This window comes from Coprococcus sp. OM04-5BH (assembly GCF_003482105.1).
Classification (GTDB): domain Bacteria; phylum Bacillota; class Clostridia; order Lachnospirales; family Lachnospiraceae; genus Coprococcus.
Window position 1 is genome coordinate 48250 of record NZ_QULM01000001.1, and the last position, 23622, is coordinate 71871.

General features: G+C 41.8%; 24 protein-coding genes, 1 pseudogene and 1 other annotated feature. Of the genes and pseudogenes, 4 read left to right on the top strand and 21 right to left on the bottom strand.

Features of this window, described 5'->3' with window-relative positions; translation table 11 throughout:
- Positions 1-8: 8 nt before the first annotated feature.
- From DXB54_RS00190 to DXB54_RS00220, 7 genes and pseudogenes are all read right to left on the bottom strand, one after another.
- On the bottom strand, positions 9-1049 hold the full coding sequence (locus DXB54_RS00190; RefSeq protein WP_118693906.1) for a TAXI family TRAP transporter solute-binding subunit: 1041 nt from the start codon (positions 1047-1049) through the stop codon (positions 9-11).
- Between the two features lie 57 nt (positions 1050-1106).
- Positions 1107-2882 carry a threonine--tRNA ligase gene (gene thrS, locus DXB54_RS00195; RefSeq protein WP_021938077.1) on the bottom strand — a complete coding sequence of 592 codons (1776 nt, stop codon included), beginning with the start codon at positions 2880-2882 and terminating at the stop codon, positions 1107-1109.
- Positions 2883-3031: 149 nt separating this feature from the next.
- Positions 3032-3239 (bottom strand) — a binding site (T-box leader).
- 308 nt (positions 3240-3547) lie between these two features.
- Complete coding sequence (locus DXB54_RS00200) at positions 3548-3808, bottom strand: Txe/YoeB family addiction module toxin (protein WP_118693907.1); 261 nt, start codon at positions 3806-3808, stop codon at positions 3548-3550.
- Positions 3808-4062 (bottom strand): type II toxin-antitoxin system Phd/YefM family antitoxin, encoded by a 255-nt coding sequence (locus DXB54_RS00205; RefSeq protein ID WP_118693908.1) that lies wholly within the window; start codon positions 4060-4062, stop codon positions 3808-3810. Before DXB54_RS00205 ends, DXB54_RS00200 begins: the two co-directional genes overlap by 1 nt.
- A 235-nt stretch (positions 4063-4297) precedes the next feature.
- Positions 4298-4603 (bottom strand): annotated as a pseudogene (locus DXB54_RS00210) (transketolase C-terminal domain-containing protein); the annotation flags it as partial.
- Positions 4604-4639: 36 nt separating this feature from the next.
- Complete coding sequence (gene fsa / locus DXB54_RS00215; RefSeq protein WP_118694468.1) at positions 4640-5293, bottom strand: fructose-6-phosphate aldolase; 654 nt, start codon at positions 5291-5293, stop codon at positions 4640-4642.
- Positions 5294-5460: 167 nt separating this feature from the next.
- Positions 5461-6345, bottom strand: a complete 885-nt coding sequence (locus DXB54_RS00220) for a ribokinase (RefSeq protein ID WP_118694469.1) — start codon at positions 6343-6345, stop codon at positions 5461-5463.
- 518 nt (positions 6346-6863) lie between these two features.
- On the opposite strand from DXB54_RS00220, the gene DXB54_RS00225 reads away from it, so the two are divergent.
- Positions 6864-8183: an MATE family efflux transporter gene (locus DXB54_RS00225; RefSeq protein ID WP_118693909.1), complete on the top strand. Its 1320-nt coding sequence runs from the start codon at positions 6864-6866 to the stop codon at positions 8181-8183.
- Here DXB54_RS00225 and DXB54_RS00230 read toward each other — a convergent pair.
- Together DXB54_RS00230 and DXB54_RS00235 are read right to left on the bottom strand one after the other, a co-directional pair.
- Positions 8130-9059 carry an MATE family efflux transporter gene (locus tag DXB54_RS00230; RefSeq protein ID WP_118693910.1) on the bottom strand — a complete coding sequence of 310 codons (930 nt, stop codon included), beginning with the start codon at positions 9057-9059 and terminating at the stop codon, positions 8130-8132. The genes DXB54_RS00225 and DXB54_RS00230 overlap by 54 nt on opposite strands.
- A 30-nt stretch (positions 9060-9089) precedes the next feature.
- On the bottom strand, positions 9090-9989 hold the full coding sequence (locus DXB54_RS00235; RefSeq protein WP_118693911.1) for a LysR family transcriptional regulator: 900 nt from the start codon (positions 9987-9989) through the stop codon (positions 9090-9092).
- A 145-nt stretch (positions 9990-10134) separates the two neighbouring features.
- On the opposite strand from DXB54_RS00235, the gene DXB54_RS00240 reads away from it, so the two are divergent.
- The 3 genes from DXB54_RS00240 (at position 10135) to DXB54_RS00250 (ending at position 13070) form a co-directional block, all read left to right on the top strand.
- The gene (locus tag DXB54_RS00240; RefSeq protein ID WP_118693912.1) at positions 10135-10932 is read left to right on the top strand and encodes a DUF4866 domain-containing protein; all 798 of its coding nucleotides are present in this window, start codon (positions 10135-10137) and stop codon (positions 10930-10932) included.
- A 19-nt stretch (positions 10933-10951) separates the two neighbouring features.
- On the top strand, positions 10952-12295 hold the full coding sequence (locus tag DXB54_RS00245) for a threonine/serine ThrE exporter family protein (protein WP_118693913.1): 1344 nt from the start codon (positions 10952-10954) through the stop codon (positions 12293-12295).
- Between the two features lie 76 nt (positions 12296-12371).
- Positions 12372-13070 carry a YoaK family protein gene (locus tag DXB54_RS00250; protein WP_243104716.1) on the top strand — a complete coding sequence of 233 codons (699 nt, stop codon included), beginning with the start codon at positions 12372-12374 and terminating at the stop codon, positions 13068-13070.
- Between the two features lie 53 nt (positions 13071-13123).
- Here DXB54_RS00250 and DXB54_RS00255 read toward each other — a convergent pair whose 3' ends face one another.
- The 12 genes from DXB54_RS00255 to DXB54_RS00310 all read right to left on the bottom strand — a co-directional run bounded on the left by DXB54_RS00255 (position 13124) and on the right by DXB54_RS00310 (position 23604).
- Positions 13124-13924, bottom strand: a complete 801-nt coding sequence (locus DXB54_RS00255; protein WP_330426322.1) for a class I SAM-dependent methyltransferase — start codon at positions 13922-13924, stop codon at positions 13124-13126.
- Positions 13925-14128: 204 nt separating this feature from the next.
- Entirely contained in the window at positions 14129-14722 is a 594-nt protein-coding gene (locus tag DXB54_RS00260; protein WP_021938088.1) for a TetR/AcrR family transcriptional regulator, read from the bottom strand.
- Positions 14723-14878: 156 nt separating this feature from the next.
- A complete protein-coding gene (locus DXB54_RS00265; protein ID WP_021938089.1) occupies positions 14879-15727 on the bottom strand; it encodes a MetQ/NlpA family ABC transporter substrate-binding protein in 849 nt (282 codons plus the stop codon).
- A 138-nt stretch (positions 15728-15865) separates the two neighbouring features.
- Positions 15866-16525, bottom strand: coding sequence for a methionine ABC transporter permease (locus DXB54_RS00270; RefSeq protein WP_021938090.1), 660 nt, complete (start codon positions 16523-16525; stop codon positions 15866-15868).
- A complete protein-coding gene (locus DXB54_RS00275) occupies positions 16515-17567 on the bottom strand; it encodes a methionine ABC transporter ATP-binding protein (RefSeq protein ID WP_118693915.1) in 1053 nt (350 codons plus the stop codon). The genes DXB54_RS00270 and DXB54_RS00275 overlap by 11 nt, the downstream gene beginning before the upstream one ends.
- A gap of 282 nt (positions 17568-17849) precedes the next feature.
- Positions 17850-18137, bottom strand: a complete 288-nt coding sequence (locus tag DXB54_RS00280; RefSeq protein WP_021938092.1) for a hypothetical protein — start codon at positions 18135-18137, stop codon at positions 17850-17852.
- Positions 18138-18469: 332 nt separating this feature from the next.
- A complete protein-coding gene (locus DXB54_RS00285) occupies positions 18470-18808 on the bottom strand; it encodes a type II toxin-antitoxin system RelE/ParE family toxin (RefSeq protein ID WP_118693916.1) in 339 nt (112 codons plus the stop codon).
- 3 nt (positions 18809-18811) lie between these two features.
- Complete coding sequence (locus DXB54_RS00290; RefSeq protein ID WP_199708715.1) at positions 18812-19111, bottom strand: type II toxin-antitoxin system RelB/DinJ family antitoxin; 300 nt, start codon at positions 19109-19111, stop codon at positions 18812-18814.
- 215 nt (positions 19112-19326) lie between these two features.
- Positions 19327-19581, bottom strand: coding sequence for a hypothetical protein (locus DXB54_RS00295; RefSeq protein WP_021938093.1), 255 nt, complete (start codon positions 19579-19581; stop codon positions 19327-19329).
- Entirely contained in the window at positions 19578-20279 is a 702-nt protein-coding gene (locus tag DXB54_RS00300) for a response regulator (RefSeq protein ID WP_118693917.1), read from the bottom strand. Before DXB54_RS00300 ends, DXB54_RS00295 begins: the two co-directional genes overlap by 4 nt.
- Complete coding sequence (locus tag DXB54_RS00305) at positions 20272-22971, bottom strand: sensor histidine kinase (RefSeq protein ID WP_118693918.1); 2700 nt, start codon at positions 22969-22971, stop codon at positions 20272-20274. The genes DXB54_RS00300 and DXB54_RS00305 overlap by 8 nt, the downstream gene beginning before the upstream one ends.
- A 147-nt stretch (positions 22972-23118) precedes the next feature.
- Positions 23119-23604, bottom strand: a complete 486-nt coding sequence (locus tag DXB54_RS00310; protein ID WP_118693919.1) for a LysR family transcriptional regulator — start codon at positions 23602-23604, stop codon at positions 23119-23121.
- Positions 23605-23622 lie beyond the last annotated feature (18 nt).

Sequence of the window (23622 nt, forward strand, 5' to 3'; positions counted from 1 at the left end):
TTCACCTCCTAATTATTCTCTGAGCTGTCAGAAGCTTCACTAAAAGTATTTCCCGGCTCTGTTTTGGCAGAACTCTCATCAGTATTCACAGTTATACCATGCTCTGCATAGTATCTTGCTGCCCCCTTATGGAATGGCAATGTCTGTACGCTGGTGGCATTCTCCACAGAAAGCTCTGAGCCCTTGGCATTTTCCTGGGTAATCTCGTCTGCGTGATCAAATAAAGCAGCTGTAAGCCTGTATACTGTATCCTCATCTGCATCTGCCGACACGATAAGCACAGCTTTTACGGTGATAGTCTCTACATCCTCATCCTGTCCCGGATAGGTTCCCGCAGGTATAGTAAGAGGTTCATAGTATGAACACTCCTCCATTATCCTGTCTCTGACCTCGCCGTTTATATTTACCAGATATACTCCGTTTGTAGTTGCAAGCTCTGTTATGGCAGAGGTAGGTGCTCCGGCAACTATGAATGCCGCATCTATCCTTCCATCCTTAAGAGCTTCCTTTGAATCTTCAAATGACTGGTACTGTGGATTGATATCATTTATACCAAGCCCCGCTCCCTCTAAAACATCAAGAGCATTAAAATATACACCGGAGCCACTGGCACCGATAGATACATCCTTACCCTTAAGATCACTTACCGTCTTGATATCGGGATCCATTGTGAATAGCTGCACTGTCTCATTGTACAGAGAACCAAGCACCCTGAAATCATGAGTGGCACCATCTTCCTCAAAGGATCTTGTTCCGTTCCATGCATATGTCATTACGTCAGATTGGGCAAACCCAAGCTGGTAATCTCCATCCTGCACACTCTGTATATTAACCTTGGAACCACCTGTAGATACAGCGGTTACGCGAACACCGGCGTAATTCCTCATATATTGAGCAAGTACGCCGCCGTAAGCATAGTAAGTTCCTGCTGTTCCACCGGTTCCAAACATCATTCTTTTCTTTCCACCGCCACAACCTGACAGACAGGTTACAACCATGGTCATCACTGCAACAAATACAGTGATCTTCTTAAGAACCGATTTCTTCATCTATTCCTCCTATAAGCTTCCAAACCATACATTTGCAAATGTATGTTGTCCGCCATACTACTTTAAGCTGGCAGGATTGATCTTCTTGGTAGCAATGTCATTCTTTAACATCTCAACAAACTCTTCCTTGGAAACTGTTGTTGACTTCTGCTCACCGTGAAGTCTGTATGAAACTGTTCCGTCTGCCGCCTCGTTCTTACCAAGAACAACAAGGTAAGGAACCTTCTCCATCTGAGCCTCTCTTATACGATAGCCAAGCTTCTCTGCACGCTCGTCGATCTCAACTCTGATGCCATTGTCATCAAGGTAATCATAGAGACCGTGTGCGTATGCATTTAACTCCTCGTCCTCGTTCTTGACAGGTAATATCTTAGCCTGTACAGGTGAAAGCCAAAGAGGAAGATTTCCCTTTGTCTCTTCAAGGATGTATGCCATAAATCTGTCTAATGAACCAAGGATAGCTCTGTGAAGAACTACAGGTGTCTTCTTTGTTCCGTCCTTATCAATGTAAGTAAGGTTGAATTTGGCAGGGAGACAGAAGTCAAGCTGGCATGTTGAAAGTGTATATTCATTTCCGATAGCCGGCTTAACATTTACATCAAGCTTAGGTCCGTAGAATGCGGCCTCACCGATTTCCTCTGTGTACTCGATTCCGATATCGTTAAGAACCTTTCTTAAAGCGTCCTCTGCTTTGTTCCACATCTCATCATCCTGGTGATACTTAACCTTGTCCTCAGGATCTCTAAGTGACAGTACGCAACGGTAATCTGTAATATTGAAGTCCTTGTAGGTGTCAAATATAAGTGATACAACCTTTGCAAATTCATCCTCGATCTGCTCAGGTGTTACGAATATGTGGGCGTCGTTCTGGCAGAAATGTCTGCCTCGCTCTATTCCCTTAAGTGTACCACTTGCCTCAAATCTGAAGTCGTGGGCGATCTCACCTATACGGATAGGAAGATCCTTATATGAATGCATTCTGTTAGCATATATCATCATGTGGTGTGGGCAGTTCATAGGGCGAAGTACGAATGACTCACCCTCAACATCCATTGCAGGGAACATGTTATCCTTGTAGTGATCCCAGTGACCTGATGTCTTGTAGAGATTAACTGTGCCTACGCAAGGTGTCATTACATGGAGGTAGCCAAGTTTTCTCTCCTTTGCCTTAATATAGTTCTCAAGCTCCTGCCAGATTGTATATCCCTTTGGAAGGAACATAGGAAGTCCACGTCCTACAAGATCATCTGACATGAAGAGCTTCATCTCCTTGCCGATCTTTCTGTGGTCACGCTCCTTAGCCTCCTCAAGAAGCTTAAGGTGCTCTTCAAGCTCCTCTGCTGTTGGGAAGCACACACCATATATTCTCTGCATTATATGGTTATTTGCATCGCCCTTCCAATAAACGCCTGAATACTTAACAAGCTTGAAATTCTTACAGAGCTTTGTATTGTCTACATGTGGTCCACGACAGAGATCTGTGAAATCACCCTGATCGTAAACTGTTATATTTCCATCCTCAAGACCGCTTATAAGGTCAAGCTTATATTCATCATCAGCAAATAATTCAAGAGCCTCGGCCTTTGAGATCTCTCTTCTGTATATCTTCTTGCCTTCCTTGCAGACCTTCTTCATTTCCTTCTCGATGGCTGCAATAGCGTCATCATTTATAACCGCATCACCGAGGTCAATGTCATAGTAAAAGCCTTCCTTTACTACAGGGCCTACCCAGAACTTAGCATTTGGATATAAATGCTTTACTGCCTGTGCCATAACATGGGCACATGAATGATTAAGAGTATTCAGTCTCTCATCTGCTTTAAAATCTACCATTTCTTTATCTCCTTTTTTATGTTTTATCTACTGAAAAAAATACGGGAACAGCAGCTATTAAAAGTTACCTTTGGCAAGGCTGCTGCTATGTAACGATATCAATGACATCCTTACAATAAAAAATCCCCTATACATACAACAAAGTATGTATAAGGGACGAATATACTTAACTATCCGCGGTTCCACCCTTTTTCTTCCAAATGGAAACACTTTCTTTACGATTATAACGGTATCACCGGGTCTGATTGGGACCGCTCGGAGATGGTCTTCCCTTGCCTTGCTTCTGGGGCACTTCCAGCATATGTGTCCCTCTCTGGAGAAGCCTGTGACAGGTACTTTTCTCTTCAACGCATTGTCTAAAGTTTATTTCAAAAAACTTACTGTGTCAAGAAGAAAATTTTGTAAAAAATCCGTCTATTTTGAGCACCTGTGCCATAACATAATAGGGAGAGCATGTGCAAGCCACACGCTCCCCCCTATTTGTTGTCTTGCCCGTAAAATGCATTTCAATACGCTTTCAAACTCAGGAAAATATTCATCCAAAACAGCAATAATCGTATTCTTTATATCTGATTTTGTTTGACTGTTAATGTCCGGTTGGTTCCATTCCTATAACAACATTTGTAAAATCATCCACGTGCAAAAGAAAAGCACCTAATATGGTGCTAATCTTCATAGTGAAATTTACAAGAATATATTATGAGATTTTGGTTACTATCAAAGTTATATGTAAGTCTGTGTTCGTCCGTTATCCGTCTACTACATACTTTCCTATGCTTTAACGGTTCAGGCTTACCAATTCCCTCTAATAGTCCATCACGGTCTATGCTCTTTATAAGCTCGTTGATCCGCTTTACAATCTTTTTATCTTCCTTCTGCCAGTCCGTGTACTGCTGCCATGCAGTCGGAGTAAATACTACATTCATTATTCGTATTCTCCTAATTCATCTATCGTCTTTGTGATAAATCCACCGGCTTCAGCTTCAGCCATAGATTTATCCAGCATAGCAAGATATTCGGCATTTCTCTTAGCTTTCATAATCTCATTGTATTCAGCTTCCGACATCATCACTATGTTTTCATTCTTTGGTCTTGAAACAATCAATGTTTCCCCTCTGAAAACCTTATCACATAACGCTTTAAAATTTTCTCTTACATCCATGCTCTTTACTACTAACATATTTAACACCTCATTTCCGTGCAAAAAATCGTATGTTTTTTCGTACTTTTATTATATGTCATTATTATTTCCTTGTCAACTGATCTTATACTGGAAAATATTAAAAGTGTATTTTTAACAATTATAAACAGGTTTAATTATATTTACTGTTTGAGAAATTTTCTATAAAAGAGAAAAAGAGTGACCACCGAAGTGATCACTCTTTAGATTAAGTATATAAAATGCATTTGCGTGTTTAAAGAGCTGCCTTTATCTGCTCATATATTCCGTCAGCGTCAAGCTTATACTTCTTGAGAAGCTCCTTTGCAGGACCTGACTCGCCGAAGGTATCTCTTACGCCGATCTTTGTCATCCTGGTAGGGCATTTTTCTGCAAGGACTTCTGCTACTGCACTGCCGAGGCCTCCGATAATGGAATGTTCCTCAACGGTGAATACTCTTCCTGTAGCTGATGCTGCCTTGATGACCAGCTCCTCATCTATTGGCTTAATGGTATGAATGTTGATGAGCTTCGCATCTATTCCATCTGCTGCTTTCTGTTCTCCGCCCCATTTTTATGATTGTTCAGTAATCACCGATCACTCACCGAATACTGCCTTGTAATCCCTCTGGAACTTCTCAATACCCTGATCAGTTAAAGGATGTTTTGTCATCTGTTCAATAACTGAGTATGGAACTGTTGCAATGTCTGCACCTGCAAGAGCACAATCTGTAACATGAATAGGGTTACGAACTGACGCACAGATGATCTCTGTATCAAGTGCATAATTTTTAAATATTGTTACGATATCCCGGATAAGGTTCACACCTGTTGTGCTGATATCGTCAAGTCTTCCAAGGAATGGTGAAACATATGTTGCACCTGCTCTTGCTGCAAGAAGAGCCTGGTTAGCTGTGAAGATAAGAGTTACATTTGTCTTGATACCCTCTGATGAAAGTACCTTGACAGCCTTAAGTCCTTCAACTGTCATAGGGATCTTAACTACCATGTTAGGATGGATCGCTGCGATCTCTCTTCCTTCCCTGATCATGCCCTCTGCGTCAACAGTTGTAGCCTTAACCTCGCCGCTTATAGGTCCGTCAACGATAGTTGTTATCTCCTTGATAACCTCGTTGAAATCTCTTCCTTCCTTGGCAATAAGGGATGGATTTGTGGTCACTCCACATATAACTCCCATGTCATTTGCCTTTCTGATATCCTCTACATTAGCTGTATCAATAAAAAACTTCATAGTACTTCCCTTCCTTTCTACTGTATTTGTATTTTTGTATCTATATTTGAATGGCCTTGTATAAGGCTCATATCTGACCATAATTATTATTTGCTTCTATTCATTTACCTTTGATCGGTTATCTATGATCTCTTGTCCCTATCTTATTGTCTTTGATCATTTGTCTTTTATGCGAGGGCTTCCTCAACTTCTTTTCTGTATGGAATAGATGGAACTGCACCCTCTCTTGTTACTGCAATGGACGAAGCCTTGGCACTCATCCTTAAGATGTCTGGAATTTTCATTCCGTCTATGATACCTGCAAGGAAATAACCTGTAAATGTATCTCCCGCTGCGGTTGTATCTACTGCCTTAACCTTGAAGATCGGCTGATGATATCTCTCATCCTTGTCTGCATATATAGCACCGTCACCGCCCAGGGTAAGCACGATCTTAGCTTCCGGATAAATCTCAACCACCTTATCTATTATTTGCCCCGGATCTGTGTAGCCTGTTATCTGCTCGCCTTCAACCTCATTCATCAGGAAATAGCTGATCTTGCTCATGTCCACTGCGTCAAGCTTCTCGTTAAAAGGTGATGGATTTAATGCTATCTGCATACCCTTCTCATAAGCCTTGTCCACAATGTAAGGAATCATATTCACCTCATTCTGGAGAAGCAGGATATCTCCGGCTTCAAAATTTTCAAGCACCTCGTCAACATACGCCTCCGTAAGCTTGTCATTTGCCCCTGCAAATAAAAGTATGCAGTTCTGGGCGTTCTTGTCGATCTGTATTATGGTGTGTCCTGTCTTACCTTCTACCTTCTTTATATGGTCGTAGTTTACGCCATACTCCTTACAAGCCTCAATAAATGGCTGTCCGTCCTTGCCGATCATACCACCGTGATAAACTTCTGCACCTGCCTTGGCAAGAGCTATTGACTGGTTCATGCCCTTTCCTCCGAGGAATATGTTCATTCCTGTGGTTGCCTGGGTCTCACCGGGTTTTATGATATGATCTACATTGTATACATAGTCTAAATTCATAGAACCTATATTTAAAACCTTCATACCTTTGCTTACCTCCTTCGGGTCCATAAGCCGGTCTCCCGGCCTATGCCCTATTTCACTATACCCTTTTTATTCAGCGTTGTCGATTGTTATAAGTGTTACGTTCATTGACGCCAACATTGAAAGTGCTGATTTCCTGAATAAGGATCGTGCAACTTCATTTGGTGTGAAACCCATTTCATTTATGTATTCATTATAACATTTAACTAATATATGTTAATTTCTTTTTCGTTGCTTTTCGGTTTTTTTGATACTTTTTCAGCATAAACTATAAGTTTCTTTAGGCATTATACACAAAACCACCCGTAGATTTATGTTCCACAGACGGTTTTTCCTATCCTCCTATTGACATTTCAGACAGTATTGGTATAATGTCGAAAGTCGGACGGTATACCAATATTTGTATACCTTGCAAGGTGTTCTGAGGGATCTCAGGATTCCCGGATGGACGTGAATATTCATGAGCCAGATAAGATGTTTCTTATCCGGCTCTTTTTTATTTTAAAGGAGACATACTTATGGATTTACTAAAAGACAACCTGAAAAAACTATATTTCCGTTTTCTTATTCCATCATTGGGAAGCGCTATGGTCATGTCTATATATACACTGACGGACGCCATAGTCATAGGAAAAGGCGTAGGATCTGACGCACTGGCGGCACTCAGCATAACAACGCCGCTGCTGTGTATCCTCATGTCAACAGGTATCCTGTTTGGCGTGGGCGGATCGGTGCAGATGAGTGTCCACAGGGGAAGTGGCAACAACGTTAGGGCAAATCAGAGCTTCACCCTGTCCCTGATACTCATCTCCTGCATTACATTGATATTGTGGCTTCTGTACGGAACCGGTATGTCAGGACTGTTACATTTAATGGGTGCAAATGAAACCCTGTTCCCATATGCCATGTCCTACATGCACTACATCAATATATTCCTTCCGGTGGCTGTATTCTCCAACTTCATAGCCATCTTCATCAGGGCAGACGGCGATCCGAATCGTGCCATGGCAGGGGTTCTTGCCGGTGGAGTTGTTAATATCGTTCTGGATATAGTCATGGTATTCCCTCTTCAGATGGGTATAGGTGGTGCAGCTCTCGCTTCGGTTATCGGTATGGCCATACAGGTTATTGTGGGCGGAACTCATTTCCTCTCAAAGAAGAACGGCCTTAAGCCTGCCAGACCGGAAAAGTGGCTTACCGGCATTAAGAATATTATGATAAGCGGTATCCCAAGCTTCTTTAATGAATTTGCAAATGGATTTATAGTCATGCTCTTTAACATACAGCTACTTAAGTACTGTGGAGAAAATGCCCTGTCCATATACAGTGTCATTTCCAACTGTGTAATACTGTTCAACTCTCTGTTCACTGGTGTAGGGCAGTCGGTGCAGCCTATAATCTCCACTAACTACGGGGCAGGAAATACAGAACGAATAAAAGCCATCAAAAGGATGGCTTATATCACGGTGATCATAATGGGAGCTGTATTCTCCTTAAGCGGTATACTCTTCCCGGTTACTGTATGTAGGATATTCATAAAGATGGATCCAACCCTTTCAGCCATTGCCGGATATGGCGTAAGAGGATATTTCTTCACGTTCCTGCCATTTGGCATTAACCTGCTTACCTCCTACTATCTCCAGGCAATATTAAGCTCAGGAAAGAGCCTTTGCATATCACTGCTCAGGAATATCATATTAAGCAGTGTGTGTATCCTGATATTTCCGTTATTTGCAGGGGCGAACAGCCTGTGGTTCGTAATGCCGGTGGTCGAGGTCATTGTATTATGCCTTTGCCTGTACTTCCTCCGCACGCCGCTTGAAGATCCTCGGAAATGATGTAAATATCACTATGGTGGTAATGACTCCCGCCACAAGATCCGCAATGCCCTCTGAGAGATACACGCCCTTAAAGCCCAGGAAATGGGTGAGGGCGAAGCACAGAGGGATGAGGATTATAACCTTTCTTGTAACAGCCAGTATCAGAGCTGATCTTGCCTGCCCCAGGGCAACATTTATATTCTGCAGAGTCATCTGCACGAAGAACATAATAGACCCCATAAGGAACATAGGGCAGTAATGCTTCACAATAGCGGTCACGCTTTCACTGGCGGAGAACAGATGGGCATACATCTCCGGCACTGCCAATGATAAGGACCACACAGACAATGCGAATATGAACGCGATTATAGTCACATATCTTATACCCTTTGTAAGTCTCTCGGCATTTCCCCTTCCATAATTATAACTGACAAATGGCTGCATACCGTTTCCCAGTCCGTTTAAGGGCAGTGAGATAAGCTGCAGGGCACTGAGCATAACCGTGAGAGCCGCCGTGTAATCTTTATTTCCCCCTGTGGCACGATTAAGGTTGATGTTGAACACTATCTGTATGGCACATTCGGTGATGGTCATTACAAAGGGTGTAAATCCAAGGGACACTATGTCAATTATTCTTTCGATCTTCAATCTCATGTCCTCCACCCGGAAGTGGAACAGACTCTTTTCCGTGAAGAAGAACAATATTATACATACACAGGAACAGAACTGTGAGATAACTGTTGCAAGGCTTGAACCGCTTACTCCCATATTAAGGGTGAATATGAATATTGGGTCAAGAACTATATTTATCACTGCTCCAAGAAGCACCGAACCCATGGCTATAAAGGAATATCCCTGGGTCTGGATAAATGGGTTAAGTCCCTGTGCCAGCATAACGAATATGGTGCCTGCCCTTTCTGTGGGTTATATATAATTTACAGTCTCCTGAAGTATCTTCTTAAGCTTCTGGGCTGCCACGCTCATAGGTCTTCTTGCGTCATATATCATGCACACATACCGCTCCGGTATCTCATCTGCAAGGTGTATCTGAACTATCTCCTGCTGCCTTAGTGCCGCCTCTGCCATCTCCCCGGGGACAAATGCCAGTCCCAGCTCGCTCTTCACCAGTGAAAGGATCTGCCCTGTGGTGGCAACCTCCATATCCGGTCTCATGGTAACACCCTGAGCTGAAAATAGCTGATGATAGAACTTATACGTGGTGGTCTGCTCTCCAAGACTTATAAACGGATATTTCTCCAGATCCTCAAGGCTCTTCCTGCCATTTGCAAGTCCGTCAAAGGTCCTTCCCCCTACCAGTATGTCCCTAAAAGGCTTAAGCCGCACTTCCTTTAAAGGCTCCTCAAGCTTCACCGGGGTCGTTGCCAGAGCAAAATCCACCTCACCGCTTCTCACAGATCTGATGGCGTCGGGAGTTGAATGACTTGATATCTTAAGCCTTACTCCAGGATAATCCATATGAAATTTCTTAAGCTTGTCAAGAAGGAATATGTTCAATGCCGTCTCGCTTGCCCCGATGGATACATTTCCATGTTCAAGCCCAAGACTGTCGGAAAGCTCTTCCTCCGCAAGCTGCAACTGCTTCACAGCGGCGGAAACTCTCACATACAAACGCTCACCCTCAGGAGTCAGATACACTCCACGGTTTGTCCGCACAAACAGGGTACAGTTGATCTCATGCTCAAGACAGTTTATGGCTCTAGTGATATTAGGCTGGCTGTTGTTAAGGGCACGGGCTGCCTTGGTGAAGTTACCATATCTCGCCACATAGTAAAATATTCTGTAGTATTCAAAATTGACGTTCATTATATCCTCTGTTATATCAAAAAACTATAATAATCATATCAATGATATCTTTTACTTATCTTCAATATAAAATTATAATCATTATGTTGTGAGAATACAACTTAAAGGTAACTTTTAATGGTCTGATTTTTAAGGAGATGATTTTATGTCTTTGGTATTACCAAGAGAAGAAGAGGTTGAAAATATATTTTCAAGAATACTTTCATCTGACAGAAGCTGTGAACGACTTGTAGAAACCTTCTATAATCATCTGTGTGATGATGAACGATATATCGATCCCGACCCGCGTCATTTCGCTGAGGTCATTTTAAATGCCTATAAAAACGGTGATGTAAGTGCCCTGCTCCTTGAGATATGCGGCCGCAGCATGTTTGATCTGTTAAAGGAGGCGTACCTTATCCCAAGGCGTTTCCATGGCAAATCAGGAATAAATCCGGTCCTGCTCACCGACCCGGAGGGCAATCTTTTGGAGGACAAAAAGAGCCTTGCCACCAAGCATGAATTTAAGAAATTCCGGGAAATATATGACTCACATACATCTGTTCCCCGGTCAAATCTCTATCTTGCCGACGGCTACACCCTTGTGCGTTATTACACCACCGGCATGGACATCTGTGAGAAAAAGGAGGACAGGGAACGGGGTATACTTGTGCTCTACGCCCTTCCCGACACCAAGAAGCTCAATCTTACGGAGGCTCAGGCATATGATGTTATATGGTCTACCTTCCATGAGATACAGAAGGAAGCATTTTCAGCCATTGTCTACTACGGACAGGAAACTGGAACAGGCAATGACAAATCCTTTGATGAATTGGGCGTGCTGCTTCCTATACACCAGTTTGAGTCCAAAATGCGTGAACATATCGGTGTGATCGACGGTCTGGTACTGGCATGTCGTGAAAATATGCTGAAAAAAGCCGGTGCAGACAGCTTTGATCTTTAATAGCTTTGAGGTGTTTAATATGAAAGCTGCAAATAACAATAAAACGGATATTAAAAAAAATCATATGGATGTCCTGTGGCATGAATATGCTGACAGATCCGACACCACCCCTATAAGCCGGGCAAGTCTTTCGGCAAAGTCCTCTGTCGTAGGCAGGGTTGGCATAATGATGTTGTCCTGCGGTACAGGAGCCTGGCGAGTCCGAAGCTCCATGAATACCCTGTCAGAGCTTATGGGTATGACGTGTACTGTAGATATCGGTCTTATGTCCATTAACTACACCTGTTTTGACGGCAACGACAGCTTCAGCCAGTCCCTTTGCCTTACCAATACCGGTGTAAATACCTCACAGCTTAACCGTCTCGAGAAATTTGTGGGCAAATTCTCCACAAAGGAGATCAGCCAGAGCTGTGAAGCCATACACTCTGCCCTGGATGATATAGAAAAGATACACGGACTTTATACTCCTGTTACCCTTGCCGTTGCCGCCGCCCTGGCGTGTGGTGCATTCACTTTCCTTTTGGGAGGAGGCATTGTGGAGATGTTTTGTGCATTTGCAGGAGCAGGAATAGGTAATTACATACGGTGCAAATTATCCAAGCACCATTTTACACTGTTTCTCTGTATAATCGCATCGGTTTCAGCTGCCTGCCTTACATACACGGCACTGTTAAAGCTGTTGGAGCTGGCCTTCTCGGTGAATTTCCAGCACGAGGCCGGATACATCTGTTCAATGCTGTTTGTGATCCCTGGATTTCCTTTCATCACCAGCGGCATTGACCTTGCCAAGCTGGATATGCGTTCGGGAACAGAGCGTCTTGCCTATTCATTTATAATAGTTACCGTTGCTACCATGACTGCTTGGATACTTGCCATGTTACTGGGATTAAAGCCTATTCCTTTTCTCCCCCTTGACCTTGCCCTGTGGCAGTGGATACTGTTGCGTTTACTGGCAAGCTTCTGTGGCGTGTTCGGATTTTCCATCATGTTTAACAGTCCCGTAAAGCTTGCAACAGCCGCAGGTATCATTGGTGCCGTATCCAATACCCTCCGTCTGGAGCTTATTGATATATCTGCCCTGCCACCGGCTGCCGCCGCATTTATCGGTGCATTTGTTGCAGGAATATCAGCCTCTACCCTTAAGGGCGTGGCAGGTTATCCGAGGATATCCATAACCGTGCCGTCCATTGTAATAATGGTGCCCGGCTTATACCTGTACAAGGGCTTCTATAATCTTGGAATAATGAACCTTACCTCAGCAGCCTCATGGCTTGCGTCGGCACTGCTGATAATACTTGCATTGCCCCTGGGACTTATATTTGCAAGGATAGCAACAGACAAAACCTTCAGATATTGTACATGATATGGCTGGCTTCCCGGGAAAAATCGTGTATAATGTCTATCAGTAGATCAAAAGATGTTTAATTATTGGAGGAAATATGAGTTTTTCACGTTTTCATTATCACCCAACCAGACAAATGTCAGAATCCCTGCTGACTGCTGCCATACTTTCGGTATCCGGCGGTCTGCAGGATGTGTATACATATGTTTCGAGAGGGCATGTATTCGCAAATGCCCAGACCGGAAATATCGTTCTTATGAGCCAGGATCTGTTCAGCGGAGATTTCGGAAAAGTTATCCACTATTTTGTCCCTGTGCTGTTCTTTTCACTGGGAGTTGCTGCTGCCACATTTATAAGACAGAAATTACAGGACTTTGACAAGCTTCACTGGAGACAGATTGTAGTTATACTTGAGATTGTCCTGCTCTTCTCTGTGGGCTTCATGCCTGAGAAGCTGAACCTTATCGCTAACGCCATGGTTTCATTTTCATGCGCCATGCAGGTTCAGTCCTTTAGAAAAGTAAACAATTATGCATTTGCCAGTACCATGTGTATCGGAAATATCCGAAGCGGCATGGAGGCACTGTGCTCATACCACCAGACCCACAACATACAGACACTGTACAAGTCATTCCATTACTTTGGAATAATACTCCTGTTCGCCTTAGGTGCAGGATTTGGAAGTATCTGTATACCGGTTCTGGGTATGCACACCATATGGATCTCATGCCTCCTCCTGTCCGTCAGCTTCCTTATGATGTTCATACAGGAAGAAGAACAGGATAAAGACCAGTAAGCTCTGCTTATGAGACTAATGCTCGTAACACAGATTGATCAGATATAATTTTATCATTTGTCCATAACACATATCTTATTGGAAATATTCTTCACAGCAGGGATATTTCCAATAATTTTATATATAGGTATCATAACCTTCATGCCCTCAACAAGGCTCACATCTTCTATATTTCTAAAGCCTGCGATCACATCCTGAAGAGCCTTTCCGTTTTTTACCCCCCAGGTGAACTTGGCACTGCTGCCCTCTATGGATTTCTCCTTGATATGCTTCGCCATGAATGGTGACATGGTTTCCACAAGAACATGAGCAGTAGCGAAATTCTCATGTATGATATCAAACATCTGCTTCACGTCATCCTCGTTAAGGTACATTGTAAGCCCTTCTATTATAACTAACACAGGCTCACCATTATACTCTATATCCTCCACATAAGAGCTGTCCATTGCGGACTTGGCGATCTGATATACTGGTCCGTTTTCCTCCATGAACATTCCTCTTACATGCATGGTCTCAGGCAGATCTATGTTATACCATCTGCTATATTTTCCCTTCATGCGATAACATCTGGTGTCAAGGCCGCAGGCAATATTAACCACTATAGCGTTCTTGTTCTTATTTAAGAACTCGCCTACCAGCTTATCAAGGATTATGGTCCTTGCAACAACTCCGTTGCTCATTGCAGTGTCTGTATCTGCCTTGGAAAAATCATAGTCAAGGCTTGCCACTATATCTACTGCTTTCTCATCATAGATATGATGATCCTTTTTCTGTGACTCCTTTGCCCTTGCATATAATGTCTGGAGCATAGTCTCCGGAACTCCCTGTACACTTGCCTTTGTCTTCTTGTCCATTTTCATCAAACCTCTCTTACCTTTATGATTTTATAATTTTTTCTAACATCGACTACACATATCTTTGTATATCCTCCACTGAATATAAAAAACTTTGTCATGCAGATATAACTGCTTTATCTGGCAGATATTAAAAACTTTTTATCTGCAGAGGATAACATCTGATATGTTTTGTTATGTTGCAAAAAAAGAGTCCCACAGCTTTTAACCGTGGAACTCATTAAGCTCTTTTATTAACTTTTCTGTTCCGCCTGTGGCATACACCCCAAGCTTCTTCGTCAGATACAAACTATATTCCATGTCATAATTTCCTTTCAGGATCTCCAGACAGCCATCAAGTCTTGTTCTCGCCAGTATCCTGATGAGCTCCTTATCCGGCTCCTCAATCACCCGGCTTCTGTAGAAGGTCATCACTGCCTGCCCCATCATTGCCTCAATCCTTTTGTGCCAGCCCTCGTAGCAGCTTCCCTGTGCCTTTTCCATTATTATTATGGCTTCCTTCCTGTGTTCCAGGATGAAGCTCATCATAAGCACATCAATGTCGGCTCCCTTCTCAGGAGCTTCAAGCTCCATGCCCATGTACTCCGCCATGAGGCTTTCATACCGGGCGATCAGTGGTTCAAGGATTGCCTTTAGAAGTGCTTCCTTGTTCTCGTAATGAAAATACAGGGCTCCGGTGGTAACTCCGGCATTTCTGCAGATGGTCCTGAGACTTGCCTTTCCATACCCCTTCTCGTAAAACTCTTCCAGAGCGGCTTTCTTTATTTTTTCTACTGTCTTTTTCTCTTCATCTATCATAACATGTGTTATGTTAGTTTAATCTAACTCTTTTGTCAAGTCTGCAAATGATCTTTTATCCCCAGACTTCCTCTGCGATCTTCTTAACCTTGCTATGCTATAATGTACACGCATCACTGAAATCACTGGCAGTCATTTCCGATTGTATATTCTGTCTTACTCCTCGTAAGGAAGAACTGCTCCGTCATAGGTGTCGTTGATGTACTTCTTCACGTCATCTGACTTAAGAACATCTACAAGAGCCTTTATTGCCTCGTTGTTCTCATTGCCTTCCTTAACTGCGATAACATTTACATATGTCTTTGCTGCCTCAGAATCACTTGTCTCGTATGCAAGTGCGTCCTTGCTTACTGAGAATCCTGCCTGTAATGCGTAGTTACCATTTAATACTACGAATGATGTCTCATCAACTACTCTTGCAACCTGCGCTGCTTCAAGCTCAACGATCTCTATGTTGTGTGGGTTCTCTTCAATATCATTTACAGTAGCGTTGATACCTGCACCATCCTTAAGCTTAATGATGCCGTTGTCCTGTAACAGAAGGAGTGCTCTTGCCTCGTTTGTTGTATCATTCGGAACTGCGATCGTATCACCATCTGCTATATCATCAAGGCTCTTCTTTGTGCCCGGATATATACCGAATGGCTCATAATGGATCTTGCCTGCAATCACAAGGTGTGTTCCCTTTTCCTCATTAAAGCTGTTAAGGTATGGCTCATGCTGAAAGTAGTTTGCGTCAAACTCTCCGCTTTCAACAACCTCATTTGGCTTTACATAGTCATCAAATATTGTAACCTCAAGATCATATCCCTTCTCCTTGAGAGCGGTCTTAGCGTACTCAAGAATTTCTGCGTGTGGTGTTGCAGAAGCTGCTACCTTGATAGTCTTGTTCTCTGCTGAATCCTTCTTGCTGTCACCATTTGATGAACCGCAGCCTGCAAGCATGCTCACTGATAACGCTCCTACAAGTGCTGCTGCAAATAACTTTCTTAATGTTTTCTTCATTGTTAATACCTCTCTTTCTTCCTCTTAAATTTCTTTTAAATGACCACCGTGTGTGTGATATTATTTGTGGTCATTTATAATTTTTATATTCAGATGTCCGCTGTATGAATGGCATCCATCAAAATATTCTGTATCACCTTATCTTCTTCTGTCTAACTTATTTGCGATCAACATTCCTACCGACTGGAATATCTGTACTATAACTATCAGAAGTATGACTGTAACTATCATAATGTCTGTCTGGTATCTGTAATATCCGTATCTGACGGCGATATCTCCAAGACCTCCTCCACCTACAGCTCCTGCCATAGCTGAGTATCCGAGGATCGTACCTATTGCAATAGTAGCCCCGGTGATCAGTGATGTTCTTGCTTCAACAAGAAGCACCTTGAATATGATCCTCATATTTCCGGCTCCCATGGCTGTTGCAGCTTCAATAACTCCGCTGTCAACCTCCTTAAGTGATGACTCCACCATTCTTGCTATAAAAGGAATAGCCGCTACAGTAAGCGGAACTATTGTTGCTGTTGATCCGTAGCTCTTACCAAGGATAAATCTTGTAAATGGTATGAGCAGGATAAGCAGGATCAGGAATGGGATACTTCTCACGATATTGGCAATTATATCCAGGATCTTGTAAAGCACTGCATTTGGCTTAAGTCCATCCTTGTCACTGACACACAGCAGTACACCCATAGGCAGTCCGAATATATATCCGCATACTGTTGAGACCACTGTCATATATAAGGTTTCAAGTATTCCGTTTAATATCATCTCTCTGACCTGTTCAGTCCACATGACTACCACCTCCCGCTTCTGTATCACTTATTTCTTCAAGCTCAAGTCCCTTGTCCTTCATGTATGCCTTCATTTCCTCTATATGCTCTGAGCCCTTTGAGAACTCCAGTATCATCTCGCCCTTGGCAACTCCGCCCACATTCTTGGTGGAAGCCTTTAAGATATTTACCGGTTCCCTGAAGGTCAGTATCATATTGGCAATTACAGGTTCAAATGCTGAATTTTCGCTGTAAACTATACGGACTCTTGTGCCGTTCTGTATGCGGTCCGCCACTGCCGGCTGCGCCTGGGAGTCAGAACCGTCATCCTTGCTGAACAGCTCCCTTGCCACCTCTGACTTAGGATGATTGAATATATCTATTGTATTTCCTGACTCTACTACATGTCCGTCTTTCATGATGGCAACTCTGTTACAGATTTCACGGACCACCGCCATCTGATGAGTTATCACCACTATTGTTATTCCAAACCTATTATTAATATCCTTAAGCAGTTCAAGGATCGATGATGTGGTCTGAGGATCAAGTGCACTTGTGGCCTCATCACATAACAGTATCTGTGGATCCGATGCCAGTGCCCTTGCTATGGCTACTCTCTGCTTCTGGCCACCTGAAAGCTGTGATGGATATGCCTTCGCCCTGTCCTTAAGTCCTACTATATCTAAAAGCTCATATGCTTTTTTCTTCGCCTCGGATTTTGATTTTCCCTGGATAAATAACGGAAAGCATACATTATCAAGTACTGACTTCTGCATGAGAAGGTTGAAATGCTGGAATATCATTCCGATATGCTCTCTCTGCTTTCTAAGCTCCTTCTGTGTCAGCTTGCTTAAGTCCTTATCCTGAACTATTACCTTTCCTTCTGTCGGAACTTCAATATGGTTGATACATCTTACCAGTGTACTCTTACCTGCTCCCGACATTCCTATAATGCCGTATATATCTCCGGCTTCTATGTCAAGAGTCACATTCTTAAGTGCTTCTATGACACCACCATCTGTCTGAAATGTTTTTGAAACATTTTCCAACTGAATGATTCCCATGTTTCCTCACCTCTTCTATAATAGATCAGCCAATTGATGCCGCCCGTTTTCCGGGTGCAAATGGCTGACATTCTTCGCGTTTTTATTGCCTACTATTTTGATATGTTTAACATATTGTTGCATTATAAGCACTTTTATATCACCCGTCAATAAGTTTTTAACTTTAACAGGTTATATACTGAGCCTATAACGTCAAAAAAACAGGCAATCTATCATTATCCTGCCTGTTTTTCTGTTAAAATTTACTATTATATTCACACTTCAACGCAATCATTCACGCCGTCACTCCTCCTCAAATATCTCCTCCATTTCCTGAACAGCCTCATAATATCTGTTCATCCACTCAGTCATCTTATCTATATGTTCGCTGTCAGCCTCCGCCTTTTCTATGTCGTGAGGCCACTCGTCCCCCACATCAATTCCCTGTTTTAGGAGCCAGTTGTCTGCACACTCAAAGCGGCACACTCTGCCATCATCACATTCGATAGTTATCAGTACAAGCAGCGGTTCACCGGGCATACGTTCCTCACAGCCATAATCTGCCTCATCTATCCTTGTCACTGTCCACATAGTCTTCCTCCTGAATATCTTGCAATATATACTTGGAACGATCACTTCCTTCTATAATTATACCTGAATATGATGCTTAATCAATGTATTTTGACACCCTGTTTTTTGAGGAAATTGATTGGCACTTTTGCACAAGTTTTTAATACATGTGTCCTTGAGTTATTGTGCTGTTTAGTATATAATGAGCATGTGTTTGATGAACTGTCAAAAGGTACACCTTTTGACAGTTTTTTTCGTTTAATACCTGACACCAAAAGACTCTCATCTCCATAAAAAAGAGACTTTATCCATCATCGAATGAAGTCTCCTTAACTATATTTGTGCAAATATGTTTACTGTATATCTACTTCCGCGAGTTGTTTTATCTGATCTCTCCTGCTATAAATCACCGCTATAATCTGAACCCGACTATTTTTATCATCTACCCAATAGTAAATAAAAAAATTCTTAACTATTATCTTCCGAACACCTTCACTTCTCCATGGTTCTTCTTCAATAAGTGAATGGCTTTTAGGTAAAAAAGCCAATTTCATTATAGCTTCTTTCAAATCACTTAATAAATGATCCGCTGCACCGGGAGCCACGAGATCGTGTGAAATATAATGCACGATTGAACGCATTTGTTCCAATGCCTGCCTGGTCACTTTTACTTCGTATTCATCATTACCCATACATTATATCTCCATTTTCAGTTGGGCAAATGCCTCATCAATAGATACCGTATCTTCTTCCTTAGCCTGCGTCAGACCTTCCTGCATTATTGCATTGAATTTTTCCTTGGTCAACGTATCTCTTGTAGTAAGTTTATCAGGAATATCCACCGAGAACGGAACTCCGTCTCGCATAATAACCTGTCTGTAAGTCATATCAATAAATACGGATACCGGAATGCCAAGCCTTTCCAGAATTGCTTCTGCCTGTTCTTTTATATTTGGTTGAATACGTGCTGTAACATTTGCTGTTTTTGCTGCCATAATATACACCTCCTCGCTCATAGTGTACCACTATGTGTTGCGTTTTGCAATACATTTTCTAATGTAATACTTTGCAGACTGTGGTATTCCCAGCAGGAGTAACAAAGAGGATCAGATAACTGTCAAGCTTCACCTTCCCAAAATTAAAACAAAGGAGAGTATGTGTTTTATCACATACCCTCCCCTTATTTTACTTAATTCCCTATTGTCGTGTCTTACTTTACCTTCTTCTGCATTACACCCTTAACTACATAGTATTTTGAGCCATTGTAATTAACATAGCCGGTGTATGTCCTATCCATCTTGCCATTGTTCACAAAGTACCATACATTGTTGTATTTACAAAGAGTTCTGGATTTATCCATCACACTATTCTTGACATAATACCATGTTCCATTGTACTTAACGAGAGTTGTTGTCTTCATATCCACAACACCGTTCTTTACATAGTATGGTGTTGTGAAGTTCAATCAACTTTCAGCATCCGATACCCCACGCCAATGTGTGTTTGGATATATTGTGGAGAGTTTGGTTCTTTCTCGATTTTTTTACGAAGTGTTACCATAAACACACGAAGGGAAGCAATATCATTATCCCAACTACTTCCCCAAATGCTTTGCGTAAGGAAAGTATGGGTCAGAACTTTTCCTATATTTCTTGTCAACAGGCAAAGCAACTTATATTCAATAGGTGTTAAATGCAACTCTTCTTCATTCAAATAAGCACAACCTGCAGCATAATCTACACGAAGTTTTCCGTTTACAAAAACAACCGCTTCGGCAGGGGATACTTTTTGCATCATCAATAACCTTCTTTGCGTAACTCGTAGTCTGGCAAGCAGTTCCTCAACAGAAAATGGCTTTGTTAAATAATCATCTGCGCCAGCATCCAACGCATCAATTTTATCGGTATCTTCACTGCGAGCACTGATTACGATAATTGGCACATTTGACCAAGTACGGATTTTTTTAATAATCTCAACACCGTCTATATCAGGAAGTCCTAAATCTAGTAAAACAATGTCAGGATTGTGTGAAGAAGTTTCTAAAATTGCCGATTGACCATCGGGTGCCGTCAGATATCGGTATTCGTGCGTTTTTAAGGTTGTTGTAATTAAATTTCTGACAGATGTGTCATCTTCTACAACTAATATTAGTGACTTATTCATATATTTTGACCTCCCCTGCCGGTAATGTAAATGTAAATACTGTTCCGTGCGGCAGATTATCTGAAACAGTAAGTTCTCCGCCGTGGGCGTTAATAATGGACTTGCACAAAGATAATCCGAGTCCTAAACTTCGGCGGCTGTCTGCAATTTGATTTGCACCGCTATAGAACATGTCGAATATCCGTGGCTTTATTTCGTCAGCAATTCCGTTTCCGTCATCCGATATAGATACGATTGCTTGTTTTCCCCGCTTTTCTGTCCGAATAACAATATGAGAGTTTTTAGGTGTATATTTGATAGCATTATCAACAATATTGATGATTACCTGAACAATAAGCTTTGCATCCATTTTTGCAAGAAGAAATTCTTCTTTGCTTTCAACGGAAATATGATGTTCTTCACTCTTTCGGTTAATATGATGTAACGCTTCTGTGATCACGTCATCCATCAAATCTTCCGTTATACGGAGATTCAACCGTCCTTCTTCAATCCGGGTTACAGCCAGCAAGTTTTCTACAAGATTAATCAGCCACATGGAATCATCATAAATATCCATGTACAGCTGCTTTTTTGTATCATTATCAAAGTAATCGCCGTTGGACAAAAGATTGCTGGCATTACCGGAAATGGATGTCAGCGGTGTCCTCAAATCATGTGAAATAGCACGCAGCAGGTTCGCTCGCAACTGTTCATTTTTTGCAAGAATGGCCGCCTCCTGTTTCTCACGGGCATTTTTCTCATTTTCCAAAGCCAGGGCACATTCTCCGAGAATGGATAGTAGAATACTGTTTTCAAATGGATCAAGAGGTATTTCCCCCATCACGATTCCAATAACTCCATATACCATACTGCTGCTGTGAACAGCAAGGTACAGGCATTTTGCATTGGAAAGCGTTCCTGTTGTAGCTCCGGCACGTTTATTGTTTTTCAATACCCAGCCGGCAACGGCCTTTTCATTTTCGGAAATACACGATTCCAAATTTTCTTCAGTTACAGAAAAAATATGCGGCGTATCCAACACTTCTCCATCAGCTAAATAAAAAACGATATCTCTTCTCAAGAGTTTAATGAGCTGATTTGAAGTTGCAGATACAATTTCATTTTTATCTTTTGCCTGTTGCAATAGCTGGTTTGTATCAAATAACACTTTGGTACGGTAAGCAGATTGTGCCGCCTGTTTTGCTTGATTTTTAATCCGTATAGCAAGAGAACTGGTTAAAAATGCCGCCAACAACATGATAATAAAGGTAACAGGATAACCCTGATCATACGCCTGCAAGGTAAATTGAGGTTCCGTAAACAGGAAACTAAAGACCAAAACACTTACAATCGAGGAAATTAGGCTGTATATCTGATGTTTCGTGATGACAGCGGTGACAAGAACACCTAAAACAAAAACAGTAATGATATTTGCTTCGTCAAATCCAAATTTCTGGAAAATCATTCCGACTAAACTGGATAAAATCAGAATCGCAGTAGATTTTAATGTATCAGTGACAGAGAATACGATATGAGTCTTTTTCCTGCCCCCTCTTAACTGATACACTGCCGCATTAGAAACCGCATCCGGAATAATATGCACATCCAGGTTAGGGGCATAATCAATCAATTTTTCTGTCAGGGTCGGTTTGCTGAGCAAATGCCGTTTTGTAGCAGAACTACGTCCGATCACAATCTTTGACACACCGGACAAACGAGTAAATTCCGCAATCTGAAACGGAACATCTTCTCCGTAAACTGTTTCTATTTTTGCCCCAAGCTGCTCAGCAAGACAAATATTTGAACGCAGGCGTTTTACATTTTCCTCGCTCATCACCGAAAAATCCGGGGTTTCTACAAATAGAGCCGTAAACTCCCCTTTAAAAGCAGAAGCCATTTTTGCGGCGGTACGGATAATTTTCGCATTGGATGGAGAAGAAGATAGACATACAAGAATATGTTCGCCTGTGTGATAATCTCCATGATTTTTTATACGGGTATTTTCTGTGAGGATATTCACCCGGTCCGCACATCGCCGCAGTGAAATCTCCCGGAGAGCCGTCAAATTTTCTATTGTAAAAAAATTTTCTACTGCCTGTTTTTCCTGTGTCTGTCTGTATACATTTCCTGTATTCAAACGGTTGATCAAATGCTGTGGTTCAATATCTATTAATTCAACCTGATCTGCATTATCAAAAATAGAATCCGGGATGCGTTCCCGTACAACAATTTCCGTAATGGATGCAACTGTATCACAAAGGCTTTCAATATGCTGAACATTGACAGTCGTATAGACATCAATCCCTGCATTCAAAAGTTCCTCAATGTCCTGATAACGTTTTGCATGACGGCATCCTTCGGCATTCGTATGCGCAAGTTCATCTACAAGGATAAGCTGTGGTTTTCTTTTCAACGCCATGCCAATGTCGAATTCGTCCAGTATCATACCATTATAAAAAACTTCTCTTGTAGGAAGAACTTCTAAGCCATTCAAAAGAGCTGCTGTTTCGGGACATGCGTGGGGTTCTACATAACCGACTACCACGTCAATTCCCTGCTGTTTTTCCATATGAGCTGCTTCTAACATGGCGTAGGTTTTACCCACACCAGCTGCATATCCGAAAAAGATTTTCAAATGTCCTTTATTACGTTTTTCTTCATCAGCTTGGATTTCCTTTAATAACTGATCCGGATTGTGTCTGCTTTCACTCATACGGTCATCTCCTTGTACAAAAACATTATATAGAATAATGCGTAAATTCCAGAAAAGCATTCTAGCACTGACATTAAAATCGCATAAAGATTATACCACCTTTTCTTCTTTTTTTCCATTCGGGCGTGTAGCCGAAAGCAGAAAACGCTACGAAAAATCACGCAATTTTTCGACAAATAGACCCTTCATACAATTAATGTCATTTTGCCATATCACTCTCGCTGGTTTCTCAATCGTGTTGATGGGATGTACCGCAATGTCTATAGAGCCTGGAGTAATGACACTTTGCTTTATTTGAAAGGATAAGGAACAACACTCATCTTTCAAAATATCGTTGGAATTTTCTATGATAAAGCCAAAATCAAGTTTATTATTTTCCAGCCCATTTATTATTTCACTTACAGAACCGTAGAACAGGTTCAGCTCATAGTTTGAGTATTCGCTTGAAAATTGTTCCAATAGATCTGCAATAGAATCTATGATTGCAGGTGTTTCAAATCCAATCCTGAGCTTAGAATCTGAAATAAGTTTTTGGGATTGATTTTCCTTGAGAAATTTATCCAGCTTTTCCATAAGAAAATAACCACAAATAAATGCTACCAATACCACTATAAGTAAAACAAAGTCTTTCATATCACCAACTTCTTTCAA